The organism is Parahaliea mediterranea, from assembly GCF_003402235.1.
Taxonomy (GTDB): Bacteria; Pseudomonadota; Gammaproteobacteria; order Pseudomonadales; family Halieaceae; genus Parahaliea; species Parahaliea mediterranea.
The window spans coordinates 108,994-128,156 of the sequence record NZ_QEWO01000006.1 but is presented as its reverse complement, the minus strand read 5'-3'; the positions used below and the strand labels follow the sequence as shown (position 1 = coordinate 128,156).

At 64.5% G+C, this 19,163-nt stretch carries 18 protein-coding genes and 1 tRNA gene; 11 read left to right on the top strand and 8 right to left on the bottom strand.

What is annotated here, in order from left to right:
* Positions 1-52 precede the first annotated feature (52 nt).
* Entirely contained in the window at positions 53-697 is a 645-nt protein-coding gene (gene trmB, locus DDZ17_RS18020; RefSeq protein WP_116368373.1) for a tRNA (guanine(46)-N(7))-methyltransferase TrmB, read from the bottom strand.
* A gap of 152 nt (positions 698-849) precedes the next feature.
* Here trmB and DDZ17_RS18015 point away from each other — a divergent pair, with 152 nt between their 5' ends.
* Positions 850-1,575, top strand: a complete 726-nt coding sequence (locus DDZ17_RS18015; protein ID WP_116368372.1) for an acyltransferase — start codon at positions 850-852, stop codon at positions 1,573-1,575.
* Between the two features lie 841 nt (positions 1,576-2,416).
* Here the strand turns inward: DDZ17_RS18015 and DDZ17_RS18010 are convergent.
* The 5 genes from DDZ17_RS18010 to DDZ17_RS17990 are packed head-to-tail and all read right to left on the bottom strand — an operon-like array spanning position 2,417 to position 6,629.
* Entirely contained in the window at positions 2,417-3,397 is a 981-nt protein-coding gene (locus DDZ17_RS18010) for a serine/threonine protein kinase (RefSeq protein WP_116368371.1), read from the bottom strand.
* Positions 3,394-4,485 (bottom strand): molybdenum ABC transporter ATP-binding protein, encoded by a 1,092-nt coding sequence (gene modC / locus DDZ17_RS18005; RefSeq protein ID WP_116368370.1) that lies wholly within the window; start codon positions 4,483-4,485, stop codon positions 3,394-3,396. The genes DDZ17_RS18010 and modC overlap by 4 nt, the downstream gene beginning before the upstream one ends.
* Positions 4,482-5,162: a molybdate ABC transporter permease subunit gene (modB, locus tag DDZ17_RS18000; protein ID WP_479680798.1), complete on the bottom strand. Its 681-nt coding sequence runs from the start codon at positions 5,160-5,162 to the stop codon at positions 4,482-4,484. Before modB ends, modC begins: the two co-directional genes overlap by 4 nt.
* Complete coding sequence (gene modA, locus DDZ17_RS17995) at positions 5,159-5,854, bottom strand: molybdate ABC transporter substrate-binding protein (RefSeq protein WP_116368368.1); 696 nt, start codon at positions 5,852-5,854, stop codon at positions 5,159-5,161. The genes modB and modA overlap by 4 nt, the downstream gene beginning before the upstream one ends.
* Positions 5,855-5,870: 16 nt before the next feature.
* Positions 5,871-6,629, bottom strand: coding sequence for a ComF family protein (locus tag DDZ17_RS17990; protein WP_116368367.1), 759 nt, complete (start codon positions 6,627-6,629; stop codon positions 5,871-5,873).
* Between the two features lie 70 nt (positions 6,630-6,699).
* Here DDZ17_RS17990 and bioB point away from each other — a divergent pair, with 70 nt between their 5' ends.
* From bioB to DDZ17_RS17960, 6 genes are all read left to right on the top strand, one after another.
* The gene (gene bioB, locus DDZ17_RS17985) at positions 6,700-7,752 is read left to right on the top strand and encodes a biotin synthase BioB (protein WP_116368366.1); all 1,053 of its coding nucleotides are present in this window, start codon (positions 6,700-6,702) and stop codon (positions 7,750-7,752) included.
* 3 nt (positions 7,753-7,755) lie between these two features.
* Entirely contained in the window at positions 7,756-8,931 is a 1,176-nt protein-coding gene (bioF, locus tag DDZ17_RS17980) for an 8-amino-7-oxononanoate synthase (RefSeq protein ID WP_116368365.1), read from the top strand.
* Complete coding sequence (gene bioC, locus DDZ17_RS17975; RefSeq protein ID WP_116368364.1) at positions 8,921-10,666, top strand: malonyl-ACP O-methyltransferase BioC; 1,746 nt, start codon at positions 8,921-8,923, stop codon at positions 10,664-10,666. Before bioF ends, bioC begins: the two co-directional genes overlap by 11 nt.
* Positions 10,663-11,337, top strand: a complete 675-nt coding sequence (gene bioD / locus DDZ17_RS17970; RefSeq protein ID WP_116368508.1) for a dethiobiotin synthase — start codon at positions 10,663-10,665, stop codon at positions 11,335-11,337. The genes bioC and bioD overlap by 4 nt, the downstream gene beginning before the upstream one ends.
* A 214-nt stretch (positions 11,338-11,551) precedes the next feature.
* Positions 11,552-13,345 carry an acyl-CoA dehydrogenase C-terminal domain-containing protein gene (locus DDZ17_RS17965; RefSeq protein ID WP_116368363.1) on the top strand — a complete coding sequence of 598 codons (1,794 nt, stop codon included), beginning with the start codon at positions 11,552-11,554 and terminating at the stop codon, positions 13,343-13,345.
* A 68-nt stretch (positions 13,346-13,413) separates the two neighbouring features.
* Positions 13,414-13,629 carry a DUF3094 family protein gene (locus DDZ17_RS17960; protein WP_116368362.1) on the top strand — a complete coding sequence of 72 codons (216 nt, stop codon included), beginning with the start codon at positions 13,414-13,416 and terminating at the stop codon, positions 13,627-13,629.
* Between the two features lie 3 nt (positions 13,630-13,632).
* On the opposite strand, the gene DDZ17_RS17955 is transcribed toward DDZ17_RS17960, so the two are convergent.
* Both DDZ17_RS17955 and DDZ17_RS17950 read right to left on the bottom strand, forming a co-directional pair.
* Entirely contained in the window at positions 13,633-15,195 is a 1,563-nt protein-coding gene (locus tag DDZ17_RS17955) for a tetratricopeptide repeat protein (RefSeq protein ID WP_116368361.1), read from the bottom strand.
* 121 nt (positions 15,196-15,316) lie between these two features.
* Positions 15,317-15,847, bottom strand: coding sequence for a porin family protein (locus DDZ17_RS17950; protein ID WP_116368360.1), 531 nt, complete (start codon positions 15,845-15,847; stop codon positions 15,317-15,319).
* A 344-nt stretch (positions 15,848-16,191) separates the two neighbouring features.
* Between DDZ17_RS17950 and DDZ17_RS17945 the strand changes: the two genes are divergently transcribed.
* The 4 genes from DDZ17_RS17945 to DDZ17_RS22515 all read left to right on the top strand — a co-directional run bounded on the left by DDZ17_RS17945 (position 16,192) and on the right by DDZ17_RS22515 (position 19,148).
* Positions 16,192-16,268 (top strand) — tRNA-Pro (locus DDZ17_RS17945).
* Between the two features lie 182 nt (positions 16,269-16,450).
* The gene (locus DDZ17_RS17940) at positions 16,451-17,680 is read left to right on the top strand and encodes a tyrosine-type recombinase/integrase (protein WP_116368359.1); all 1,230 of its coding nucleotides are present in this window, start codon (positions 16,451-16,453) and stop codon (positions 17,678-17,680) included.
* A gap of 171 nt (positions 17,681-17,851) precedes the next feature.
* The gene (locus tag DDZ17_RS17935) at positions 17,852-18,202 is read left to right on the top strand and encodes a hypothetical protein (RefSeq protein WP_116368358.1); all 351 of its coding nucleotides are present in this window, start codon (positions 17,852-17,854) and stop codon (positions 18,200-18,202) included.
* Positions 18,203-18,308: 106 nt separating this feature from the next.
* A complete protein-coding gene (locus tag DDZ17_RS22515) occupies positions 18,309-19,148 on the top strand; it encodes a hypothetical protein (protein WP_157976719.1) in 840 nt (279 codons plus the stop codon).
* Positions 19,149-19,163 lie beyond the last annotated feature (15 nt).

The following is a 19,163-nucleotide window of genomic DNA, read 5'->3' as shown; positions in this document are numbered from 1 at the left end:
AGTCGGGCCGGCCATCATACCGGACACTACGCCGCCCATCATACCCCCGCACTCAGCCGCGGTAACACCACAGGGCGTGGCCGCTTTTGCGGTACTTGTCTTCAAAAAGCGTGAGGGGCGGGTCGCCGGCAATGCGCAGCACCTGCCCGGGCCTGCCCGCCAGCTGCATGGCCAGTCCAAACTCCTCCACATACAGCTGCCAGTTGGAGCGCAGCTCAATCGCCCCGCCGAGCTGCAACAGCAGGGGGAAACTGGCGTGGCCGTGAACGCGCCGCTGGAGGTGGCCCGATTTGGGCCAGGGGTTGGGGTAGAGCAGGTAGTGGTACTGCGGCTGCCAGCCCCGTTGCAGCAGCAATTGCCAGATGCCCTCGCATTCTGCCCGCAGCAGCAGGTAGTTATCGCTGCCTCCCACCACATGGCGCTCAAGGCGCTGGGCCGACTTGTCGATGCCCACTACCAGGTGATCAGGATGGCGCCGGGCCAGGGTAGCCGTGCTCTGGCCAGTGCCGCAGAAGGAATCCAGCACCAGCGGCCGCGGCGCCGTGGCCAGGGCGTCTTCCAGCGCGGCAAAGGCAGCCCGGTTGTAATCCGCCACCGGCTTGCGCCAGGGCGCCGCCAGATGGCGGCGAACCACGGCGGGTAACTTCGGGTGCGTCCAGCACTGGTTGCTGCTGACCGGGCGTGAGTTGGCTTGCAAAAGCAGTAGGCTCCTGTAACAGTGTGGCCCGGCCAGTGGCGCCGCGCTCGCGTGCCGGGGCCGCCATGGTAAACGGGCGCCGCAGCGCTGGCTAACCGCGCCGCCGCCCCTCCCGTGCCAGTAACGTAATCGCCAGCACAAGGCAGCCCTTCATGCGCAAGGACAACCGTCCCTACTGGCTGAAAAAAGCCTACCTCTCCTTCCGGCGTTGGTACACCGATTACTTCCTGCGCCCAGAGTGCGAATCCTTCGGCCCCTTTGAGACCGTGATGAAGCCCTGGTACGTGCACATCTCCGGCCCCAACATCCGCATCGGGCGCAGCTTCACCGCCATCGGCGAGCCCCAGCACCGGGTGGAGATTGGCGTGTGGGGCCGGCAGGAAGGCGCCGGGCGCGTCACCATTGGCGACTGCGTGTTGATGAGCCCGGGCTCGCGCATCAGCGCCTCCGACGAAATCACCATTGGCGATGGCACCATGTTTGCCAATGGTGCCTACGTGACAGATTCCGACTGGCATGGCATATACGACCGCACCCGGCGCGACGAGCGCGTAACGCCCGTACACATTGGCAGCAACGTGTGGCTGGGGGACCACGCCACCGTGCTGAAGGGGGTGACCATCGGCGACAATTCCGTGGTGGCCGCCCGCGCCGTGGTAACCCGGGACGTGCCGCCCAATGTGGTGGTGGCCGGCAATCCTGCAAAAGTGGTGAAGCAGCTGGATTCTGATCGTGGCTTTACAACCCGAATGGATTATTTTGCCGATCCGCAGGGGATGGAGCGGTTTTTTGATGAGGTGGATCGGGAGGTGTTGGGGGGTAATAGCTTCTGGCGGTGGGCCTGGGGGGTGGTGCATCCGCGGTCCAGGCGGGGGTAGTTGTTGGGGGTGGTGGTCGGAGGCGTGTGCGTCGGCGGCCCCTTGGGCCGCTGCGTGGCCGGCGATCAGGTGAGCTCTTTTACTCCATTACGGGCGCATGCGGTGCGCGTTCCTTTTATTGTTTTTTACCCCGTTAGTTGCGGACGGCTTTGGTTGTGGCGCCTGAGTGCACAGTATTTTGGGCGCGTTGATCTTTCTGAAGTTCGGTAGTGCCCTTCGCGGTGGCTGGAGACGAGGTAAGTGAAGACCGAGTTCGCATCCGACGCCCTCCAAGTCCGTAAAAGACTCACCTGCTCACCGGCAACGCGTCGGGTAGGCGATGCGGTGTCACATGGTTTTGGCTTTTGTGAGGGCTGCGGGAGTAGGGAGTGGATTGGGTGTGAGTGCGAAGCTATGACGGTGTTGAAACGAGGCTTGCGGGGTTCGATAGCCTAGCAGCCCGGCGAATTGGGCAGTGCAACTTAACTCACAGCACCAACCTTCTCCGCCCGCAGTGACGCCCCTGCCTCTGGCACCCGCATGGACGTCGACAGGTGAAACCCTTTTGCGGACTTGGAAGGCGGCGGCTGTGGGCTCGGTCTCCACTTACTTCGTCTCCAAGCATCGCGAAGGGCACTACCGAACTTCAGAACGATCAAGGTGCCGTCGATACTGTGCACTCGGTGCCACAACCAAAGCCGTCTGCAACTAACGAGGTAAAAACAACAACAGGAAGGCACACCGAACGCCTGGAATGTAGCAAAAGGGTTTCACCTGGCGGCGGCGATGCAGCGGCCGTAAGGCCGCCCAACTCAGAGCGGACAACCTGAACACCAGTCCGCCAAACAGCAGCCAAAAACCCTCACAACAACCGCAGCGGCTCTTCCTGTAACGCTCCCAACTGCTCGCGCAGTTCCAGAATATGATCCGCCCAATACCGCTCGGTATTAAACCAGGTAAAACTGCGCGGAAATGCCGGGTCCTCCCAGCGCCGCGCCAGCCAGGCCGCGTAATTCACCAAACGCATTGACCGCAGCGCCTCCACCCAGCGCAACTGGCGTGGGTCAAAATCGCAAAACTCCGAATACCCCTCAATCAGCTCGCACAGCTGCAACTCCCGCTCATGTCGCTCGCCGCTCAGAAACATCCACAGATCCTGAATAGCCGGGGCCGTGCAGCAGTCGTCCAGGTCGACAAAATGGGCGGTATCGTCGCGCCACAGGATATTGCCCACATGACAATCGCCGTGCACACGAATCCAGTCGCTGCCCTGAATCTCCCGGCACAGGGTTTCCACAATCTCCAGCAGGTCCTCGGTGAGCGTTGCGTAGGCCGGGCGCAATTCGGCGGGAATGAAGTGCTCGATAATGAACTCCCGCGGTTCGCCCAGCAGGCGCTGTACGGTGAGGGCGGGGCGGTGCTCAAAGGGGCGGGCGGCGCCCACGGCGTGAATGCGGCCCAGGGTGCGGCCGAGCACCAGCAGGCTGTCCGGGTTGTCCAGTTCCGGCGGATAGCCGCCGCGGCGGGGGAAGAGGGTAAAACGAAAACCCGCGTGGCGGTGCAGTGTCTCGCCGGCTGCATTGGCCAGGGGGGCGACGATGGAAATATCGGCGTCGATCAACTCGCGGCTGAACTGGTGCTCTTCCAGAATCTGCTCGTCGCTCCAGCGACCGGGGCGGTAGAACTTGGCAATCAGCGGCTCGCCGTCTTCCAGCCCCACCTGGTAAACCCGGTTCTCGTAGCTGTTCAGCGCCAGCAGGCGGGCGTCGCTGAGGTAGCCGGCGGATTCGACGGCGTCGATGACGAGGTCCGGGGTCAGGGCTTCGTAGGGGTGCTGGTTCATGCGGGCTCGGCGGTCTCTGTGAGCAGGGCGGTGCTCTTGATCTGGGCGAACAGTCTATCACCTGCCTTGAGCTGCAAGATGGCGGCGGATTTGCGGGTGATGCGCGCCAGCAAGTGCTGCTCGCCCACGCGCAGTCGCACCAGCAGGCGGGGCGCATCGCCCGGCTCTATAGCATCCAGCTGTACCGGCAAAATGTTGAGGATGCTGGTGCCTTCGGGGCGCTCCCGGCACAGGCTCACATCCCGGGCCGGAATGCGCAGGCGATGCTGTGTGCCCACCGCGCCCGGCAGGTGATTGACCCACAGGCGGTTGCCTTCGCAGTGCAGTTCGCTGAGGCCAAATTGGCTGTCGTGGGCGGCCAGTGTGCAGCGCACGATGGCGGCGGCCTGCTCGTCCCTGGCCAGGGCGCTGTCGATGCGGCTGGACAGTTCCAGCATGGCGCCGTGTTCTGCCACCCGCCCCGCGTCCAGTATCAACAGGCGATCGGCCAGGTGGCTGACTTCTTCTGCGTCGTGGCTGACGTACAGGGCGGGTATGCAACTGGCGGCAATGGCGTGGCGCAGGGCGGCCAGGCACTGCCGGCGGCTGTCGCCGTCGAGGTTGGCCAGGGGTTCGTCCAGCAGCAGCAGGCGCGGCCCCGCCAGCAGGGCCCGGCCCATGGATACCCGTTGGCGCTGGCCGGCGGAGAGTGTATCGGGGGCGCGGTGCAGCAGGGCGTGAAGGCCGAGCCAGTCGCACACCGCCTCCAGTGTTGGACTGCCCGTGGTGCGCTTGCGCCGCTGGCCGAAGAGCAGGTTGTTCTGCACGTTGAGGTGGGGGAACAGGCGGGCATCCTGAAAGACGTAGCCAATGTCCCGCTGCCAGGGTGGCAGGTGGTGGTGGTCATCCAGCCAGCGTTCGCCGTCAAAGGCAATGCGACTGCCGGGCGCAGCCCTGCGCAGGCCGGCAATGCACTCCAAAAGGGTGGTTTTGCCGCTGCCACTGGCGCCGAACACGGCGGTAATGCCGGCCAGTGACAGCTGTTCCGACACTGCCAGCACAAAGCCATCGGCGCCGGGGCAGCGCAGGTCGAGGGTCAGTGCGCTCAACGCGCTTCACCCATGCGCGGGTGGCTGTTGCTGCGATACAGCAGGAACAGCAGTGCCAGGGAGAACACCACCAGAATGCCCGCGAGGCGGTGGGCCTCGGCAAATTGCAGGGATTCCACGTAGTCATACAACGCCACCGAGACAACGCGGGTCTCGCCGGGAATGTTGCCGCCAATCATCAGAATCACGCCGAATTCGCCGACGGTATGGGCAAAGCCCAGGCAGGCCGCCACCAGAAAACTGCGCCGGCACAGGGGCACCACCACGCTGCGGAACTGGTCCAGCGGCGTGGCGCCGAGGGTGGCGGCGGCCTGCAGCAGGGAAGCGGGCACCCGGGCAAACGCAGCCTGCAGGGGCTGCACCACAAAAGGCAGGGAGTAGATCACCGAGCCGATCACCAGCGCACTGAAGCTGAACGCCAGCCGCTGGCCGGTGAGTTGCTGCCACAGGGCGCCCATGGCGCTGTCGGGCGCCAGCAGCAACAGCAGGTAAAAACCGAGTACGGTGGGTGGCAAAATCAGGGGCATGGCCACCAGCGCCTCCACCAGGGCGGGCAGGTTGCCGCTGCGGCGCGCCAGCCACCAGGCCAGCGGCGTGCCCAGCAGCATGAGAATCACGGTGGTGGTGCCCGCCAGTACCAGGGTCAGGTGAATGGCATCCAGTTCCGCGGCGGTCACGGGCAGGGGCCGTAGCCGGCGTCCTGCAGCCGGGCCTGCTGCGCCGGGCTGGCCAGCCAGTCGAGGAAGCGCCGGGCCTCGGCCTCCTGGCCGCCGGTGATGACCACGGCCTCCTGGCGCAGGGGCTCATACCAGCTCTCAGGGATGGCAACGCCCTGGCTGCCCGCCAGCGAGCGTGGCACCAGTGCCAGGTCCACATTGCGGCTGTGCCAGAACTGCCAGGTTTGGACCACGTTGCTGCCCTGCACGAGTTTGCGCGTTGCGCCGGCGGCAAAGGCCGGCCGCGCCAGCACCTGCTCGGCGGCAAGCCCGTAGGGGGCGGTGGTTGGGTTGGCGATGGCCAGGCTGAGGGCGGGGTTGGCCAGCGCGTCAAGGGTGTCGCTGCCCACCAGCACCAGTTGACCCAGGGCATAGCAGCGGCGATGCGCGCCCAGTTCCTCGGCTTCCAGTCGCATCGGGCGGGCGCTGTCGGCCGCCAATAGCACGTCAAAAGGCGCGCCATGGCGAATCTGGTTGTAAAGCACGCCGGTGGAGGCGCTGCTCAGACTCAGGGGCGTTCCAGTGGCCTGCTCAAAGGCCGGGGCCAGTGCTTCCAGCACCATGCGGAAGTTGGCTGCCACTGCCACGCGCAGGGGCTTACCGGCCTGCGCCGGCAGCGAGATCAACAGGCACAGCAGGCACAGCAGTCGCACGGCAATCCTTGTCAGTTCACGAGGGGGCGGGTGTTCGCGCCAGGCACCACAGCTGCACTTCGCGCGCGCCGCCGGCCTTCAGGCAGCGGGCCAGCTCGCTGGCGGTGGCACCGGTGGTCATCACATCGTCTACCACGGCGACCCGCAAATTGTCACAGTGCCCCAGCAAAGTAAAGGCGCCGCGCAGGTTGCGCCGGCGGGCGGCGGCGTCCAGCTCAGCCTGTACCGCGGTTGCCCGCAGGCGCGTGAGCAGGCGCCGCGCCAGGCGGCTGTGGGCCAGGGCCGGATGATGCCGGTGTAGCCGCTCGCAGAGCTGCCCCGACTGGTTGAAGCCCCTGCGCAGCAACTTGCGCCAGTGCAGCGGCACGGCCACCAGCACATCCACGGCCGGGGGCTCTGGCACGGCCGCCTGCCACAGGCTGGCCGCCAGGCGCCCAAGGCGCGGTAGCGGCTGGTACTTCCAGCGCTGGATCAGCAGCGCCAGCTGCGGGTCGTAGCGATAGGGTGCAATTACCCGGTCAAAGGCCGGTGGCTGGGCCAGGCAGCGGCCGCAAAGGCGGGCACTGTCATTGTCCGGGGTTGGAGCCAGTGTTGGGGCCAGGGGCAGGGCGCAGCGCAGGCAACAGGGAGTGTTCGCGGGCAGTTCCGAGCGGCAGTCCTGGCACAGGGGTAGGGAGGAGCGGCTGGCGAGCCCGCAGAACAGGCAGTACTGGGGCAGCAGGGTGTCGAGGCCCGTGCCGGCAAGGCGCCGGCACTTGTTAACCAAGGGGTGCATGGTTGGTTGACAGCGGCCGGGCGGGAACTATCATGGCAGCTTTCCTTCTTTGCAGTTATGGATACGCCCTATGTCGGTTGCCGAACTTAATCCCGCTCCCGCCCAGCGCCCGCTGATCCGTCACGACTGGACCCGCGCCGAAGTGCAGGCCCTGTTCGATCTGCCCTTCAACGACCTGCTGTTCCAGGCCCAGACCCTGCACCGCCAGTATTTTGACCCGAACGAGGTGCAGGTCAGCACGTTGCTTTCCATCAAAACCGGTGCCTGCCCCGAGGACTGCAAATACTGCCCCCAGAGCACCCGCTACGACACCGGCCTGGAAGCCGAGAAGTTGATGGAAGTGGAGAAGGTGCTGGAGCAGGCCCGCGCGGCCAAGGCCACCGGCGCTACCCGCTTTTGCATGGGCGCCGCCTGGCGCTCGCCGAAAAAGCGCGACATGCCCTACGTGACCGCCATGGTGCGCGGCGTGAAGGAGCTGGGCCTGGAGAGCTGCATGACCCTGGGCATGCTCACCGACGAGCAGGCCCGCGAACTGGCCGAGGCCGGGCTGGATTACTACAACCACAACCTGGATACCTCCCCGGAGTACTACGGCGAGATCATCACCACCCGCACCTACCAGGACCGGCTGGAGACCCTGGACCACGTGCGCAGCGCCGGCATGAAGGTGTGCAGCGGCGGTATTGTCGGCATGGGCGAGTCCAGCGGCGACCGCGCTGGCCTGTTGCAGCAGCTGGCCAACATGCCCCAGCACCCGGACAGCGTACCCATCAACATGCTGGTGCGGGTGGAGGGCACCCCGCTGGCCGACGAAGCAGACCTCGACCCCTTCGACTTTATTCGCACCATCGCCGTGGCCCGCATCATGATGCCGGCGTCGCATGTGCGCCTGTCCGCCGGCCGCGAGGCAATGAACGAGGAGATGCATGCGCTGGCCTATTTTGCCGGCGCCAACTCCATTTTCTACGGCGAAAAACTGCTGACCACACCCAACCCCCAGGCCAACAAGGACATGGCACTGTTCGGCCGCCTTGGCATCAACCCGGAGCAGCGCGAAGTGGCGGCGGAGCCCGCCGCGCCAGACCCGCGCTTCTACGACGCCGCGGCGGGCGCCAGCGCCTGAGCCATGTCGGCCTTTCGCGAACGCCTGGCGGCCTCCCTGGAGGCGCGCCGGGCGCAACACCTGTACCGGCAGCGCCTGGTGCTGGAATCGCCCCAGGGCCCGCTGGTGCGCCTGGGCGGTCGCGAGCTGCTGAATTTCTGCAGCAATGACTACCTTGGCCTGGCGGCCCACCCCCGGCTGGTTGAGGCACTGCAGCAGGGCGCCCGGGACTACGGCGTCGGCAGCGGCGCCTCGCACCTGGTGTGTGGCCACAGCCGCGCCCACCAGCAGTTGGAAGAGGCCCTGGCGGCATTCACCGGCCGCCCCAGGGCGTTGCTGTTCGGCAGCGGTTTTGCCGCCAATACCGCCGCCCTGGCCGTGCTGCTGCAACCCGGCGATACCGTGCTGCAGGACCGCCTCAACCACGCCTCGCTGCTGGATGGCGGCCTGCACAGCGGCGCCCGGCTGAGCCGCTTCCCCCACAACGACCTGGACGCCCTGGCGCGCAAACTGGGGCGCCTGAGCGGCCCGGCCCTGGTGGTGGTGGATGGCGTGTTCAGCATGGATGGCGACGTGGCGCCGCTGGCGCCGCTGGCGGCACTTTGCCAGCAACACGATGCCTGGCTGATGGTGGACGATGCCCACGGCTTTGGCGTGCTGGGCCAGCGCGGCGCCGGCAGCCTGGAGGCGGCGGGCCTTGGCGGCAGCGAGGTGCCGGTGCTCATGGCCACCCTGGGCAAGGCCCTGGGCTGTGGCGGCGCCTTCGTGGCCGGCAGCGACGAGCTGATCGAGGCCCTCATCCAGTTTGCCCGTAACTATGTGTATTCCACCGCCATGCCCCCGGCCCTGGCCGTGGCGGGCCGGGCCGCACTGCAGCTGCTCAGCGACGAGCCGTGGCGCCGGGAGTACCTGCTGCAACTGATCGCCCGCTTTCGCCGCGGGGCAGCGCAGCTGGGCCTGCCCCTGGCGGAGGTGGGCGGCCCCATCCAGCCATTGATGATTGGCGATGCGGCACGGGCCCTGGCCTTGAGCGAGGCGCTGCGCCAGCGCGGTGTACTGGTGGGAGCCATTCGCCCGCCCACCGTGCCCGCCGGCACCGCCCGCCTGCGCATCACCCTGACCGCCGGCCACTCCGAACAGCAGGTCGACCAGTTGCTGGGTGCGCTGGAGCAGGCCGGGGCGGCACGCCATGCGGCCTGAACTGGCCCGGGAGCGGCTGTGGGCCAGCGGAGCGGCCCGCGCGGAGCTGGTACTGCTGCACGGCTGGGGCAGCAGCCGCGACTGCTGGCGCCCCCTGTTAACGTTTGTGCGCCCCTGGGCCAACGTCACCCTGCTGGACTTGCCTGGCCTGGGCGGCACCGCTGCCGAGGGGGGAGACAGCCGCAACACGCCAGAGGGCCAGGAACCGCTGGAAGGTGCAGCAACCGCCGCCGCGCAAGCCCATGCCCATACCCAGGCCAGCGCCCTGGCCGCCGCGGTGGTCGAAGCCTGCCCCGATGGCGCCGTGCTGGTGGGCTGGTCGCTGGGTGGGCAGATAGCCACCCTGGCGGCGGCGCTGGCACCGGCGCGCATTCGCGCTCTGGTTACCCTGGCCAGCAACCCGCACTTTAGCGCCTGCGAGCACTGGCCGGGGGTGGCGCCCGCCGACCTCGAGCACATGGCTGGCACCTATCGCGACAGCCCGGCGCGCAGCCTGGCGCGCTTTGAAGCCTTGCAGGCACTGGGCGAACCCGCAGCTGCTGACCTGCGCCGGCAACTGGCCAGCTGCCGCGGCAGCGGTGCCGCCGGCGCCGGCCTCACCTGGCTGGCCCAGCTGGATACCCGGGCCACGCTCGCCCAGCTGCCGCAGCCGCAACTGCACCTGCTGGCCGCCCGGGACTCCCTGGTGCCACACGCACTGGCCACCGCTCTGGCTGAGCACCTGGCCGGTGCCGCGGTGGCGCAGGTGCGCTGCCTGCCGGCGGGGGGGCACGCCCTGCCGCTACAGCAGCCGCAACGCATAGCCACTGAACTTGAGGCTTTTATGACGCAACATGCGCTGTTGATGAGCGGTGCTGAAACCGGCGCTGAAGCGGGCGCGGGGGCCCCGCCGCCGCTGGACAAGCGCGCCATTGCCGCCTCCTTCAGCCGCGCCGCCAGCAGCTACGACAGCGTGGCGGCACTGCAGCGCGAAGTGGGCGAACGCCTGCTGCAGCGTTTGCCAGCACGGCTGTCGTCGCCCTCGGCTTCTCCCTCTCCATCGCATTCGTCAGCGCACAGCAGCGATGTTGCCACAGTGCTGGACCTCGGCTGCGGCACCGGCTACTTCCAGCGCGCCCTCTGCGAGCGCTTTCCCGACGCGCGCTACATTGGCCTTGACCTTGCCACCGGCATGCTCGATTACGCCCGCCGCCAGCACGGGGCCGACCACGCCTGGGTGGCGGGCGATGCTGAGCAGCTGCCCTTGGCCGCAAACTCGGTAGACCTCATCTTCTCCAGCCTTGCCATTCAGTGGTGCCAGCGCCCGGTGGCCCTGTTTGCCGAGCTGGAGCGCGTTCTGCGCCCCGGCGGCCTGTGCCTGTTCAGCACCCTCGGCCCCGCCACCCTGCAGGAGCTGCGCAGCGCCTGGGCCGCAGTGGACAGCGCCCGGCACGTCAACGACTTTCTGCCGGCTGCGGCATTGCAGCAGGCTGCCGGGCCGGCCCTGCAGCTGGAGCGCGAAACGCTCTGCCTGCGCTACCGGCGGCTGCGGCAGCTGTTTGACGAGCTCAAGGGCATTGGCGCCCACAATGTGCACAGCCAACGCCCTGCCGGGCTGGGCGGCCGCCGCGCCCTGGCCGGAATGATGGATGCCTACGAGGCATGGCGCAGTGACGGCCTGTTGCCGGCCACCTACGAAGTGTTCTACGGCGTACTGGCCCGGCGCGGCGAGTGCCGGCGGGAGCGGGCGGCATGAAACGCACCTGGTTTGTCACGGGCACCGATACCGAGGTGGGCAAAACCGCCGTGAGCTGCGCCCTGCTGCAGGCGGCGGCCCGCGCCGGGCTGCGCACCGCCGCCGTCAAGCCGGTGGCGGCGGGCTGCGATGACAACGGCCACAACGAAGACGCCCTGGCCCTGCAGGCGGCGATGACCGAAACCCTGCCCTATGCCCAGGTCAACCCGGTGGCGCTGGCGCCGCCGCTGGCACCGCACATTGCCGCCCAGCAGGCCGGCCGCCGCCTGCAGGCGGGCCGCCTGGCCGGGCTGTGCCGGGGCGTTATGGGCGGCGCGGCCGAGGTGACCCTGATCGAGGGCGCCGGCGGCTGGCGGGTGCCCTTGAACGACCGCGAAACCCTGGCCGACCTGGCCCGGGCGCTGAACACGCCGGTGATTCTGGTGGTGGGCATGCGCCTGGGCTGCATCAACCACGCCCTGCTCAGCGCCGAGGCCATCGCCCGCGACGGCCTGGTGCTGGCCGGCTGGGTGGCCAACCAGTGTGGCGAGCGCATGAGCTGCCACGAAGAGAATGTCGCCACCCTCAGGCGCTGGCTGCCGGCGCCGCTGCTGGGCGAGATCCCCCATCTCGCGCCCTTTAGCCCCGCCGCCGCCAGTGAATACCTGGATATCAAAACTCTTCTGGGTTAGTAAGCACTCGCTTTTATAGCCTGCCCCTGGCCGGGGCAGGCGCCTTATAACGCGCCTGCCCGGTGTTCAGCCTGCACAGAAACCGAAAAGATATTTGACAGCGGGCAATTTTTACGCAGAATGTGAACGCCGAACACATAGGCCCCTCGCCATCCCCGGCGAACCCGCACCCGGGCCTTTCATCTGTCACCTGTTTCACGATGAGGTAAACCGTATGCCTGCTTACAAGGCTCCCCTGCGCGACATGCAGTTTGTCATGCACGACGTGCTCGAATCCGAAGCCCTCTACCAGAGCCTGCCCTGCTTTGAAGAGGCCACCGCAGACCTGATGAACGCCATCGTCGAGGAAGGCGCCAAGTTTGCCGAAAACGTGCTCTCGCCCCTGAACCAGAGCGGCGACGAAGAAAGCTGCACCTGGAACGACGGCGAGGTGAAAACCCCCGAAGGTTTTGCCGCCGCCTACCAGCAGTACGTGGAAAACGGCTGGGCGGCCCTGTCGGCCGACCCCAACTACGGCGGCCAGGGCATGCCGGCCTTTGTCGGCAGCGTGGTCAGTGAAATGGTGGGCACCGCCAACTGGTCCTGGGGCATGTACCCGGGCCTGTCACACGGCGCCGTCAACACCCTGGAAGCCCACGGTGACGAGGCGCAGAAGCAGAAGTACCTGACCAAACTGATCGAGGGCAGCTGGACCGGCACCATGTGCCTCACCGAAGCCCACTGCGGCTCCGACCTCGGCCTGCTGCGCACCAAGGCCGAGCCCCAGGCCGATGGCAGCTACGCCATCACCGGCACCAAAATTTTCATCAGCGCCGGCGAGCACGACATGGCCGAGAACATCGTCCACATCGTGCTGGCCCGCCTGCCCGATGCCCCGGAAGGCACCAAGGGCATCTCCCTGTTCATCGTGCCCAAGGTCAACGTCAACGACGACGGCAGCCTGGGCGAGCGCAACGCGGTGCGCTGCGACTCCATCGAAAAGAAAATGGGCATCAAGGCCTCCGCCACCTGCGTGATGAGCTTTGACGGCGCCAAAGGCTACCTGATTGGCCCGCCCAACAAGGGCTTGGCCTGCATGTTCACCTTCATGAACACCGCCCGCATCGGCACCGCCATCCAGGGCCTGGCCCACGGCGAGCTGTCCTACCAGGGCGCGCTGGCCTACGCCCGCGACCGCCTGTCCATGCGCAGCCTGAGCGGCCCGAAAAACCCGGACGGCCCGGCGGACCCGATCATCGTCCACGCCGATGTGCGCCGCATGCTGCTGACCCAGAAAGCCCTGGCAGAGGGCAGCCGCGCGTTCATCTACTTCCTGGCCCAGCAGGGCGATATTGTGCACGCCGCCGACGGCGAGCGCGCCAAGAAGGCCGATGACCTGCTGGCCCTGCTGACCCCGATCGCCAAGGCCTTCATCACCGAGACGGGTTTTGAATCCGCCAACCACGGTGTGCAGGTGTATGGCGGCCACGGTTTCATCCGCGAGTGGGGCATGGAGCAGATCGTGCGCGATGCGCGCATCTCCATGCTGTACGAAGGCACCACCGGCATCCAGGCGCTGGATCTGATCGGCCGCAAAGTGCTGGGCTCCGGCGGCCAGTTGCTGCTGGGCTTTACCGGCCTGATCGATGAGTTCTGTGACGCCAACAGCGACGAGGCCCTGGCGCCGTTTATCGCCGCCCTGAAGCAGCACAAGGACGAGTGGCTGGAGCTGTCGATGAAAATCGGCGAAGCCGCCATGCAGAACCCGGACGAAGCGGGTGCCGCCGCGGTAGATTACCTGATGTACGCCGGCTACGTGACCCTGGCCTACTTCTGGGCCCGCATGGCCGCCGTGGCCCAGCAGAAGATTACCGCGGCAGAGGGCGACACCGCCTTCTACCAGGCCAAGCTGATGACCGCCAAGTTCTACTTCGAGCGTCTGCTGCCGCGCACTGCGGCCCACAAGCAGGCCCCGCTGTCCGGCGCTGACAACCTGATGCAGATGCCCGAGGAACTCTTCGCCTTCTGATGCAGATGGCGTGACACCAGTGTGTGTTCGGGGGACAATGGCGTACGCCTTGTCCCCCTTTTTTTGCCATGACCGAACGCGATCACAGCCAAACAGAAGCCCTTGATGAGCCCCGCCTCTACCCGGAGGATCAGGCGAAAGTGGATGCCTTCCTGCAGCGCGGGGTAAACGCCGTAGAGCGCAAGCCCTTCCGGCCCTTCCGCCTGCTGATGCTGCTGGTGGTTGTGGTGGTGGGGCTGAGTCTGTTCAGCCAGTTGCTCGCCCGCTGGGCGGGCGTGTACTGAGCCTCAGCTGGCCTTGACCAGGCAGTAAAAGCCGCCGTCCAGCCACTCGCCGCGCTCTTTGCGCAGGGGGGTGATCTCAAAATGCTTCAGCGCCAGGCCGGCGCCCTTGGCACAGTCTTCCACGTACTCGCGGCTGTGGGCGTAGCGTGCGCTGGGCAGCAGTTCGTAGTCCCCTTCCATCAGGTGCTCGGTCGTGAACAGGAACTGGGCGCCTGGCGCTGCCGCCTTGGCCACGGTGCCAAACAGCTTGTCCAGCCGGCCCAGGTAGACCAACGTATCGGCACACAGGATCAGGTTCGCCGGCGCATCCAGCGTCGGTAGCGTGGTGAGCAGGTCACCTTCAATGAGTTGGTGATAAACGCCTTTTTTCTCCGCTTCCTGCAGCATCTGCGGCGCCAGGTCGATGCCGGTGAAGCGCTCTACCACATCGCTGAAGGCGGCGCCCACCAGGCCCGTGCCGCAGCCCATGTCCAGCCCGATGCTTTGCTTGCCGCCTTCGGGGTTCAGTTCATCGTACAGCGCGCGCAGCTTGGCGGGGGCGGCGTAGCCCAGGGTGGTGCCCAGGTGTTCCTCAAAGCCCACCGCATAGGCGTTAAACACCGAGCGCACGTAGGCCTCGGGGGCGCGTTCGCTGCGACGGCGCTGCAGGGCGTCCAGGTGGTGGCGGGCGTTGATATCGCCGGGGCTCAGGGCCAGCACCCGCGAAAACGTTTCCGCCGCCGCGGTGTGCAGGCCGCTGTTGGCCTGCACATTGGCCAGCCCCCGCAGGGACGTGACATCGTTGGGCAGGTCTTTCAGGATGCGCTGGTAGCAGGTACCGGCCTGGCCGATGCGCCCCTGGCTGAAGTAGGTGGAGGCCAGTCCCCGGCGCGCGGCGTGAAAATCCTCGCGGATACCCAGCGCGCTTTCATAGCAGGCGATGGCGTTCTCCGCATCGCCCAGGTCCACATAGGTATTGCCCAGGTTGTGGTAGGCCTCGGCGGAAAGCGGGCGCAGCTTGAGGGAGGTCTGGTAGCTTTTCACCGCGTCACGGTGGGCCTTCATGCCGCGCTGGCTGTTGCCCAGGTTGTACCAGCAGTCCGGGTCCCGCGGGTTGCTGGCAAGAACTGTCTGGTAGCAGCGTGCCGCGTCTTCGTAGCGTTCCAGCTTGTTGTAGGTGGCGCCGAGGTTGTTGATGGCGTCGGTAAAGTCCGGCTGCAAGCGCAGGGCGCGGCGGTAGTCTTCCACCGAGGCTTCCAGGCGGTTCATGCGGGTGTGAATCACCCCCAGCAGGTTGTGCAGGGCCGGTTGTTCGGGGTGGTGGCGCACCAGCTGGCTGGCTTCTGCGCGTGCCGCTTCCAGTTTGCCGCGGCCCATCAGGTGGGTCACACGCTGGAAATCGTCCTGTGTCAGCGGGCCGCCGGGCTGGGACTGCAGTGCCTTCAGCGCCTTGCGTGCCTTCTTGTTGCCCGGTTGCTGGGCAAGAATCTGGTGATAGATGCGCTTGGCGGCTTCTACCTGGCCCTTGCTGGCAAGGGAGCGGGCTTCGGCCATTTGCTGGTCGGCGCTTAGGGAACGTTGGCTCATGACGGGGCTGTACTGGGAGTGTTCGGGGAGGCTACTGTAATTGCCTCGCCAGTATTAGTACAGCGCAGGGAAGGGTCGAAAAGGGGAAGATGCGGCCACGGAAACCGTGGCCGCCGGTCAATCAGAAGTTAAAGCCGACACCCAGCACGTAGGCCCAGGCGCCATCGTCGAAGTTGTCTTCGGCGGAGTCACCGCTGTCGAAGAAGAACTGGTACTCCGCACGGCCCAGAATGTAGGTGGACTCCAGCACGTAGTACTTCATGCCGAACTCCAGGCCGGCAAAGCCGCCTTCGTTCACACCGTCACCGTAAACGCCACCCAGGCTGGCGCCCACGAAAGGACGGGCATTACCGCTGCCAAAGTGGTAGTTGGCGTAACCGCGGGTGCTGCCATTCCAGAAGTCGTCGCTGGCATCTTCGCCTTCAATATCGGCAAAGTTGACGCTCTGGCGGATACCCAGTGACAGATTGGGCGAGGTGTACCAGCCCAGGTCACCGGAGATACCGAAGCTGCTGTTGTCGAAATCCTTGTCGCTGCTACCAGTGCCCGACAGCGAGAATTCCCGGTCGCCATCCTGCGGTGCTGCAGCCAGTGCAACCGGCAGCAAAGCAGTGCAGAAACCCAGGGCGACAGTTTGTTGTAGCTTTTTCATTGTGTACTCCTTACGGCGATATGATCGCAATGGCCCCGCGGCAAAGCCGCGACAGCCGGTGCGGGAATACCCGGAATGAGGGAGTTACAAGGGCCAGAGGATCAAAAAATACCCCGGGCGGATTGATTCCCCACCGACTGTTGTTCACTACCGGCGCGGAGGTACAGCGAAATAACCGGCGCTGTACCGCTGCGCTGGAGGTGACGGATTAGACCATTATTTCGCGCGCCGGGTTCAGGCCTGGGAGCGTGAATATTGCCTTGCAAAAGAGCCGCTCAGAAATGTAGACGGGGGGCTTGGTTGCCTTAAAGTCCTCTGATATAGTTGCGCCCCCTTGAAAATCACGGTGTGTAGCGCAGCCTGGTAGCGCACTTCCTTCGGGAGGAAGGGGTCGGAGGTTCGAATCCTCTCACACCGACCATTTACCCCTCCAGCAACATCCAGAAACGTCCTCAAAGCCCTGTAAATCAGGGCTTTTTTGTTTATACTGCCTCCAGAGTCGTCCAGCACTGTCCGGCGACATACCCCCAAAACGGGGGGTATATCTGGGGGTATATTCGATACCCCCGGAACTGATACCCCCAATTGCACAGGAGGCGGGCCATGCCACTGACTGCAACAGAGGTGAAGCAAGCAAAGCCAGAGGGCAAGCCGCGCAAGCTGGCAGACGGGGGCGGCTTGCACCTGCTGATACAACCCAGCGGGGCCAAATACTGGCGCTACAAGTACCGCTATGGCGGCAAGGAAAAGACCCTGGCGCTGGGGGTGTATCCAGAGGTATCTCTGAAGGAGGCGCGAGACGCCCACCAGCAAGCCCGCAAGCAACTTTCCAATGGTATTGACCCTGGCGCAGCAAAGAAGGTGGAGAAGCTGACCCGCCACCTTGCGGCCGCTGAGAGCTTCGAAGCTGTGGCACGAGAGTGGTACACCCAGAAGATGCCGGAAAAGTCTGAAAGCTACCGCGTGCGCACCGGACGCATTCTGGAGAAGGATTTGTACCCCGTGCTGGGGAATCGCCCTATTGCCGATGTAACCGCCCCTGAATTGCTGGCGGCACTGCGACGTATCGAGGCGAGGGGAGCCAACGACATAGCACACCGGGCCAAACAAACAGCCGGGCAGGTGTTCCGCTTTGCGGTGGCCACTGGCCGGGCTGAACGCGACCCCAGTGCCGACCTGAAAGGCGCTCTGAAGCCCAAGGGGCAAAAGAAGCATCACGCAGCCATCACTGACCCACGGGAACTGGGCCGCCTTCTGGTCGCGATAGATGGCTTTGAGGGCACCCCTATCGTCAAGGCTGCACTCCGGCTGTCTCCGCTACTGTTTCAGCGCCCCGGCGAGCTTCGCGCCATGGAATGGGCTGAAATCAATTGGGATGAAAGCCGCTGGGAAATCCCCGCCGACAAAATGAAGATGGGCCAGCCCCACATTGTGCCACTGTGTTCCCAGGCACTAGCTTTGCTGCGCGACCTGCATCCCCTGACTGGTCGAGGGCGGTATGTATTCCCCAGTGCCAGAGGGGCTAGCCGCTGCCTTTCAGACAATGCCGTTAGGGTGGCGTTGCGCACCATTGGGTATGGCAAAGACCAAATTACACCGCACGGCTTCAGGGCCACCGCGCGCACCATTCTGGATGAATTGCTGGGCTACCGGGTGGACTGGATTGAACACCAGCTAGCCCATGCGGTGAAGGATGCCAACGGGCGGGCGTACAACCGTACCGCCCACCTGGAAGGCAGAGCCAAGATGATGCAGGGCTGGGCTGACTACTTGGATAACTTGAAGGCCCAGGCCATGGCGGGGAACGTGATAACCGCGAAGTTCGGCAACTGAATTTGCCCCTCGGGGCGAATAAGCGGGGGTGGAGGTGTTGCAGCACCGCCCACCCCCTAACCATCACAACACCTGAACAGGAGGTGTCACTATGGCTGCGCGCAGTCTATCCCAAAATGCCGGGGGCGATGCCCCGATTCTCCCACCCAAACAGAAGGTCGGGGCTGTAACATGGTCCCCTTGTCCCGTGGGTACTCGGTTTATTTGGTCACCGGCTTTCATGGTGACGACAAGCTGAGTGATGAAAATCTGGGGCAGGTGCTGGCCTTCGAGCCAGAGAGCCACACTTTCGTTTCACCCGGGCTGACCCTGGAAATGGGCCAGCGGCTTCCCAACTACTATCTGCGGGCGAACAACTTTTGCTTCCCCAAGTGGAATGGCTTCCGGCGAATAACGCGCCATGAGCTGCGGGCAAGCTACGAGGCTTTTCTGCGGGAGAACTGCAAGGGTGACTTGATAGTGCCCAGAACGCCGAGAACGCCACGCACAGAGCGCACCAGCAAGGAATTAACCGCGCACTAACCCTACGTTACACTGCAAATTGCAGCGCCTAGGATGGCCCCCGAAAAGCCGTTCCCTTGACGGCCTGGCGCTGCGACTTTTCAAGGGTTGCGCTGGAGGGGGTGCTATGAAACCAGGGTTTTCACTGCCAGAGAAAGAGTATTTTTCGCGAGATGAACTTGCAGAGCGCTGGGGCTGTGGTCGGGATTTAGTAGATTATTATATTAGGCATGGCTTACTAAGGGAGGCTATGTATACCCACCAGCCAACTTACTTTCCAATCCAGGTTTGTGACTATTTCCTGATAGACGCAAGTTCGCCTATGTTTGAAAGACATCGACACGATGTGTTCAATTTTTGTACTTTCACTGAATTGGCGGAAGTCTACGATGTGGAAGTTACCTCGTCTGACATAGTGCAATGCCCAAAGTTTGCCTACGTAGGTGACCCATGTGCTTTTTTTACTGACCAAGAGCCAGGACCATTCACCCAGGGACAGCTACTAGACGGCTACGAACCTGAGTGGGTGCAACGTTTTGTGTTCCTACAGGGGTTCGGTAGTGAGAGATATATACCGGTGACGCGCTCTGACTCAGGAGAATGGATATTCAAAACGGTGTTTGTTGACGGTGAGATGGGGGAGGATTTGATTGTTCCTCGGGAAGAAAGGGATCGCTTTGAGGCTGGTTTGCCAATCGGTTCGGGGTCATTTTCTAAAGCTGAGAATATCGCGAGTGAACCAGATATTACTCGAACTACCGAGAATGGGTATTTGGTTACGATAGGGCTTTTGGCAAGATTGTTATCGAATACTGACGATAAGTTTCTAAAATCAGACGGTTCTGTGAATATTAGGGCGTTATCAATAGAACTTGAAAAATTAAGTATGAGCTTAGATGGCCATCGTTTTGAGGCCTTGAAGAAAAGGATTAGTGCTGGATTGAATACACTGAAAGAAATCTCATAACTCTACAGGTATATA